The following is a 244-nucleotide window of genomic DNA, read 5'->3' as shown; positions in this document are numbered from 1 at the left end:
CGAACGAAACAATGCCGTTACCTCCTCTCGCTCGAGGAAATGTGTATCGGGCAATGATGTGCGCTTGACGGGGATCGCCGCGACCTGCTGACAGACCGCCAGCATCTCGGGTGCACGCACCGCGAGGTAGGCAAAGAAGGTGTTCAGTGCTGCCCGCCGTTGATTGCGAGTACGCACCGAGTTACCGCGCTCTTGCTCCAGGTGCCTCAGGAACGCCAGACTTCGTTCGAATGTCAGGTCATCA

At 59.0% G+C, this 244-nt stretch carries 1 pseudogene; it reads right to left on the bottom strand.

The window, feature by feature from the left end:
• A pseudogene (locus ACZYOF_RS45050) lies at positions 1-244 on the bottom strand (tyrosine-type recombinase/integrase); the annotation flags it as partial.

The sequence above is a fragment of the Bradyrhizobium sp. LeoA1Lang genome, from assembly GCF_055413685.1.
Note: the sequence above shows the minus strand (reverse complement) of the source record. Positions and strands in the feature narration are given on the sequence as shown.